This is a genomic window from Phyllobacterium sp., from assembly GCF_037994425.1.
Lineage (GTDB): Bacteria > Pseudomonadota > Alphaproteobacteria > Rhizobiales > Rhizobiaceae > Phyllobacterium.
Genome location: NZ_JBBNAM010000234.1, coordinates 1 through 5,542, shown reverse-complemented (window position 1 = coordinate 5,542; position 5,542 = coordinate 1). Strand labels below are relative to the sequence as shown.

Below are 5,542 nucleotides of genomic sequence, written 5' to 3'. Positions count from 1 at the left end.
GAATTGCGGCCATGCCGGCCATCGCGCCAAAATGCCTTGGCTCCAGCGCCAAGGTCTTCTGTATGTCGGCCATCGACCGTCCATAGTCATTCATGAGGAAATGCAGTGTGGCCCGCCGGTTCCAGCCTTCCGCATAGTCGGGCTTCATCGTAACCACCTGGTCGAGAAAATCGAGTGCGACCGAGTATTTCTTATCCTCCATCGCCTTTGCGGCCCACCCCATCATGAGGTCCACGGTCGCACTGCCGGAGTTCTGCCATTGAATCTGGATGAGCGAGGCGATGCGCGCAGCCTTGACCTCGTTGCTCTCGCGCTTCAGCGAAGCAAAGAGCCCATCGAGCCGAGCGGCGCGTTTTTGCGCCTGCGTCATGTCCGGCAAAGCAGCCTGTTGCCCGATCGGCGGCTGGTCCTCGGCGAGGGCCAACGCTGGCGACATCGCCAAAAAGATTACAACTGAAAACGCAAAGACGCTCCGCATGCTACGGATGGTAGTCCGTATCAGCGAAACGTCAAATGCAAATAAGTGTGAGTCGCGGACGATCAGCCCTGACGCGCTTTGAAACGCGGTGCAGTCTTGTTGATGATGTAGATGCGGCCCTTGCGACGGACCAGCTGATTGTCACGATGACGGGCTTTGAGAGCCTTGAGCGAGTTCTTGATCTTCATTTCAGCACCGGTATCTTTACGCCCGAAACCGGGCACCAATAAAAAGCGCGCCTCAGAAGCGCGCCGGAAACACGTTGCGGGGAAATAGCCAATGATTACCCCGAATGTCAACTCCCCGTTGTCGATTCATCGCATGATTCCGAGGTGAATTGCATATTTGTTGCGGCTACAGCCTTTTGGTGATCCGGGTGACATGCCCCATCTTGCGGCCCGGGCGGGCTTCTGCCTTGCCGTAGAGGTGGACGACCGCACCGGTCTCCTTCAGGAGTTCCGGCACCCTGTCGATATCGTCGCCAATCAGATTTTCCATCACGCAATCGGAATGCCGCCGCGTATCGCCAAGCGGCAAACCGCTGATCGCGCGGATGTGCTGTTCGAATTGCGACACGGCACAGGCCGCCTCAGTCCAGTGGCCGGAATTGTGGACGCGCGGGGCAAATTCATTTGCGAGCAGGGTGCCATTGGCAAGGACGAAGAATTCGACACCAACGACGCCGACATAATTCAGGCCTTCGAGGAGCTTCCGCGCTGCATCGGCGGCAAGTCCGGCTATAGTCGACGAAACCGATACGGGCACCGTCGAGGTTGCGAGAATGCCATCCTTGTGAACGTTCTCGGCAATGTCATAAATCTTGATGTCGCCTTGCTGGTCGCGCGCGGCGATGACCGAGATCTCGCGGGTGAACTCGACCATGGCCTCGAGGATGGCGGGTACGGCGCCAATCGCGGCATATCCTGCCTTGGCGCTCTCGCCCTTGGTGCCGATGAATTTGACCTGGCCCTTGCCGTCATAGCCGAAGCGCCGCGTTTTCAATATGCCCTTGCCATCGAATGCCAACAGCGCAGCCTCGAGGTCGCCCTCGCTTTCGACGATACGCCATTGCGCCGTCGGGATGCCGACCTTGGCAAGGAAGCGCTTTTCTGCGACGCGATCCTGCGAGACCTTGAGGGCCTCCGGCGGCGGAAAGACGCTCTTCGATTCATTCAGCGCTTCCGCGGCGTCGACCGGTACATTCTCGAACTCATAGGTAATAACGTCGCTGAGTTCAGCGAGCTGTTCGAGCGCATTTGGCTCGTCATAGGCCGCGAGGATATGCTGGTTTGCAACCTGTCCGGCCGGACAATCGCCTTGAGGCTCAAGGATGACCGTTCTATAGCCCAGACGTGCTGCCGCCATCGCCAGCATGCGTCCGAGTTGTCCGCCGCCGATAATGCCTATTGTCGATCCTGGAGATATCATGCTCATGCCTCGTCAGACGGCCGCAGTGCGACCTTGTCGCTTTGCGCCTGCCGGAACTCGTCCAGCCGTGTGGCAAGCCCCGCATCGTTGAGAGCGAGAACTGCAGCCGCAAGCAATGCCGCATTCACCGCGCCGGCCCGCCCGATCGCCAGCGTACCGACCGGAATTCCCGCGGGCATCTGCACGATCGACAGCAGCGAGTCCTGGCCCGACAGGGCCTTCGATTCAACCGGAACGCCAAACACCGGCAGTGCAGTCATCGATGCCGCCATGCCCGGAAGATGTGCAGCACCGCCGGCCCCGGCAATGATGACCTTGAAACCCGCATCACGCGCGCCCTTGGCGAAGGCAACGAGCCTGTCCGGCGTCCTGTGTGCAGAGACGATACGATCGTCATGGGAAATGCCGAGCGCATCGAGCGTTTCGGCGGCGTGACGCATGGTGGCCCAGTCGGACTGGCTTCCCATGATGATAGCGACGTCAGCGCGTTTATCTGGCATTGAGCATCCTCTGAAAAACGAGGCGGTGGGAGTAGGTCGGATTAAAGGAAAAGGTTGCCCCCCGCAAGTAAACTCACGGGATCATGCCTGCACTTTATGCAATCAGGCGATTATGTCGGGGGTGATTTTATCTTCGAGCTCGATGAGCTTGTCTTTGATGATAAGTTTCTTCTTCTTCATACGCTGGATGCGAAGCTGGTCACAGCCCACCTGGATCATTGCTTGTATCGCGGCATCAAAGTCCATGTGTTCTTGTTTCAATCTTGCGACTGCCAATCGAATGTCAGCCTGATCCTGATCGGACATGCGGTGATTCCCGGTATATCTCTGTGATAGAAGCCAGTGCCTGGTTCTGGGCAAATCCGCCCTCACCAGCACGTCGCCATATCACATTTTACACCACAAGAAAATCCTACGAAACAAATTCGACAATTGCTCAAAGTGGTGGCAGACTGTCACGGCTCTGTCACAAACTTGCCGCCTGGCGAGTGGAGCATGTACGAGTTGGGCAACAAACCAAGGGAGAAGCTGGATGGCCATTGAGTCTCATCTTGAAACGCTTGAACGTAAGCATGGAGCGCTTGAAAAGCAGATTGCTGATGCGTTGTTAAGTCCCGCCTCCGACGACCTGATGATAAGCGACCTGAAACGTCGCAAGCTTATGCTGAAAGAGCAAATCGAAAGGCTGAAGTCAGCCGTTACCCACCATTAGATCACCTGAGAAAGGTACCTCGAAATTCCATCCGGCAGCTGACCCAGCGCCGCGGTGGCAGCGATAAAAAAGCCCGGCCCTCGCGTCACGCAGGGACCGGGTTTTTCTTTATCGTCTTACCCGCTCCAGAACTGATCGAGCCACAAATTCAGATGAAAGAATCCGCTATCGTCGACCGCGTAGATGCGGCGCGTGCCTTCGGATTTTACCTTGACCAGCCGCGCATCGAGTAACGCCTTCAAATGCTGTGAGACCGCGGGGCGCGAGATCGGCAGCCCGAGTGCCAGTGCGTTCACGGTTTTTGGTCCGCGGCGAAGCTCCTCGAGGAGGTAGCGGCGGTTGGGATCAGAAATTGCTGCAAAGGCATCCGTCTCGACCATGTAGGATAGTCATTTTAAACCGGCCGCATTGTCAACGGGTTTTGTAGTGCCGGATCGAAGCCCGCGCACTGCGACCCGCTACTCCGCAGGGCTTTCGGCGCGCGGATCGAGTCGAACGCTCTCCGGCGTTACCCGTTCGGCACCAGCCGTCTGGAAGTTGTCCCTGAATTCGATGGGCACTGGAGCGCGCATGCGGGAGCGGATAATAGCATGCGTCATGATCAAGACGTGAGCCAGCGCCGTGACAGCGAAAAGCGCTGCTGGCGATATGGTTTCCATGGCAAGAGCGCCCAGTATCGGACCGATCATCGTGCCGAAACCATAGAGCAGCAACAGACCGCTCGTGACCTTTACGAAATTCGCGGAGTCAGCGAAATCGTTCGCGTGAGCGACAGCGACAGGATAGAGCGCATAGGCGAGCCCGCCATAGATCGCCGTCATGATTAGAATGACGTAAGCGTTGTGCGGGGCGATCATGAAGATCAGGAGACCAATGAACGCCGCTGCCCCACCGACGATTGCAAGGACGTAGCGTCGGTCGGTGCGATCGGACATGCGTCCAACCGGAATCTGCATCAATGCGCCACCCATGACCGATGCGCTCATCATCAACGCAATCTCCGTCGTCGAAATTCCAGTCGAGGCGCCATAAACCGCGCCGAGCGTGCCGAATGCACCGTTGGCGACACCGATCAGAATACAGCCAAGAAAGGCGACGGGCGAATTTCGATACAGGGCCCTGAGATCGAGCTGTACCTCGGTCAACGGCTTCGGACTGCTGGCTGTCGAAATTGCCGTCGGAATCAGTGCGAGGCAGAAGAGAATGCCCGTTAGCATAAAGAACGTGCCCGAGCGCACATCGCCGAAGCCGATCATCATTTGCCCGACCGTGATCGATGCGAAGTTGACTACCATGTAGAGACCAAAAATCTGGCCGCGATTGGTATTCGTCGCCCTTTCATTCAGCCAGCTCTCGATGACCATGTAGGACCCCGCCATTGCAAAGCCCGTCAGTGCGCGCAGGACGATCCAGGCGGTCGGCTCGACGAGGATACCGGTCAAAAGGGCAACGATCGCCGCGATGGAGGCAAAGGCGCTGAAAGCCCGCACATGGCCAACCCGTCGCACCAGGCGCGGTGCAAGCAGGCAGGAGGTTATGAAGCCTCCCGCCCAGGCCGTTCCAAGGAGACCGAGCGACGACGTTGAAAAGCCCTCCGCACCGCCGCGTAGTGGCAGCAGCAGGCCGTGCAGGCCGGACGCCATGACAAGAAACGATGTGCCGCAGAGGAGCGCAAAAACCTGAATGAACGAACGAAACACGGCAAAACCTTGAATGAGAATGATGGGAGCACCCGACTCGTGAACTCCGCCGGCATAGAATTCGTTTCAAGGAGCAATACGGAAACTTGATGGCATCCTTATTGCGCTTGTCGAAATATCAGGCCTTACCGGAATAGCGCCTCGGCGGCGACCTTGCTGTCGCCCTTGCGTGAGCGTTCTTCTTCGAGGCGCTTGATTTCAGCGCGCAGCAGCGCGATCCGCTCGTCAAGTTCAAAGACTGATAACAGCGACAGGTCCTGCCCTATGTCATGAACGACCTTGCGTCTTGGCTCTTCGTCGAAAACTGACATTATTTCCTCCAAGATGGGACCTAGTATGCGAGAATACAGCCCAACCACTTGGAATTGCAAATCATTCTGGCGAATCAATCAATAGGGAGAGCTCCATGGCCGAAAAAATACCGACAACCATGACGGCGATCGAGATCACCCAGCCAGGCGGGCCATTGGTGCTGAAGGCGGGAAAGCGCGCCGTCCCTGAGCCGAATATCGGCGAACTTTTGATCGAGGTGAAAGCCGCCGGCGTGAACCGGCCCGACGTCTTGCAACGGCAGGGCCACTATCCACCGCCCGCCGGTGTCTCCGATATTCCAGGGCTCGAGATTGCGGGCGACATCGTCGCCGTCGGTGAAAACGTTACCCGATTTCGCGTCGGCGAGCGCGTCACCGCCCTCGTTGCTGGTGGCGGGTACGCCCAGTATTGC

9 protein-coding genes and 1 pseudogene are annotated in these 5,542 nt (G+C 57.7%); 2 read left to right on the top strand and 8 right to left on the bottom strand.

Annotated features, from left to right (window positions below; all coding sequences use genetic code 11):
* The 5 genes and pseudogenes from AAAB35_RS16400 to AAAB35_RS16380 all read right to left on the bottom strand — a co-directional run.
* Window positions 1-370, bottom strand: a pseudogene (locus tag AAAB35_RS16400) (hypothetical protein); the annotation flags it as partial.
* 170 nt (window positions 371-540) lie between these two features.
* Window positions 541-666, bottom strand: a complete 126-nt coding sequence (gene ykgO, locus AAAB35_RS16395; protein WP_027231189.1) for a type B 50S ribosomal protein L36 — start codon at window positions 664-666, stop codon at window positions 541-543.
* A 166-nt stretch (window positions 667-832) separates the two neighbouring features.
* Window positions 833-1,912 (bottom strand): 5-(carboxyamino)imidazole ribonucleotide synthase, encoded by a 1,080-nt coding sequence (locus tag AAAB35_RS16390; RefSeq protein WP_340669360.1) that lies wholly within the window; start codon window positions 1,910-1,912, stop codon window positions 833-835.
* Window positions 1,909-2,406, bottom strand: a complete 498-nt coding sequence (purE, locus tag AAAB35_RS16385) for a 5-(carboxyamino)imidazole ribonucleotide mutase (RefSeq protein WP_340669359.1) — start codon at window positions 2,404-2,406, stop codon at window positions 1,909-1,911. The genes AAAB35_RS16390 and purE overlap by 4 nt, the downstream gene beginning before the upstream one ends.
* Window positions 2,407-2,508: 102 nt before the next feature.
* Window positions 2,509-2,712 carry a DUF465 domain-containing protein gene (locus AAAB35_RS16380; protein ID WP_027231186.1) on the bottom strand — a complete coding sequence of 68 codons (204 nt, stop codon included), beginning with the start codon at window positions 2,710-2,712 and terminating at the stop codon, window positions 2,509-2,511.
* 226 nt (window positions 2,713-2,938) lie between these two features.
* On the opposite strand from AAAB35_RS16380, the gene AAAB35_RS16375 reads away from it, so the two are divergent.
* Window positions 2,939-3,118 carry a DUF465 domain-containing protein gene (locus AAAB35_RS16375; RefSeq protein ID WP_340669358.1) on the top strand — a complete coding sequence of 60 codons (180 nt, stop codon included), beginning with the start codon at window positions 2,939-2,941 and terminating at the stop codon, window positions 3,116-3,118.
* Between the two features lie 116 nt (window positions 3,119-3,234).
* Here the strand turns inward: AAAB35_RS16375 and AAAB35_RS16370 are convergent, their stop codons facing one another.
* The 3 genes from AAAB35_RS16370 to AAAB35_RS16360 all read right to left on the bottom strand — a co-directional run bounded on the left by AAAB35_RS16370 (window position 3,235) and on the right by AAAB35_RS16360 (window position 5,129).
* A complete protein-coding gene (locus tag AAAB35_RS16370) occupies window positions 3,235-3,498 on the bottom strand; it encodes a metalloregulator ArsR/SmtB family transcription factor (protein ID WP_340669357.1) in 264 nt (87 codons plus the stop codon).
* Between the two features lie 78 nt (window positions 3,499-3,576).
* Window positions 3,577-4,818 (bottom strand): MFS transporter, encoded by a 1,242-nt coding sequence (locus AAAB35_RS16365; RefSeq protein WP_340669356.1) that lies wholly within the window; start codon window positions 4,816-4,818, stop codon window positions 3,577-3,579.
* Between the two features lie 125 nt (window positions 4,819-4,943).
* Window positions 4,944-5,129, bottom strand: coding sequence for a DUF1192 domain-containing protein (locus AAAB35_RS16360; RefSeq protein WP_340669355.1), 186 nt, complete (start codon window positions 5,127-5,129; stop codon window positions 4,944-4,946).
* A 95-nt stretch (window positions 5,130-5,224) separates the two neighbouring features.
* Between AAAB35_RS16360 and AAAB35_RS16355 the strand changes: the two genes are divergently transcribed.
* The coding region (locus AAAB35_RS16355) for an alcohol dehydrogenase catalytic domain-containing protein (RefSeq protein WP_340669354.1) at window positions 5,225-5,542 on the top strand (318 nt) is incomplete at its 3' end.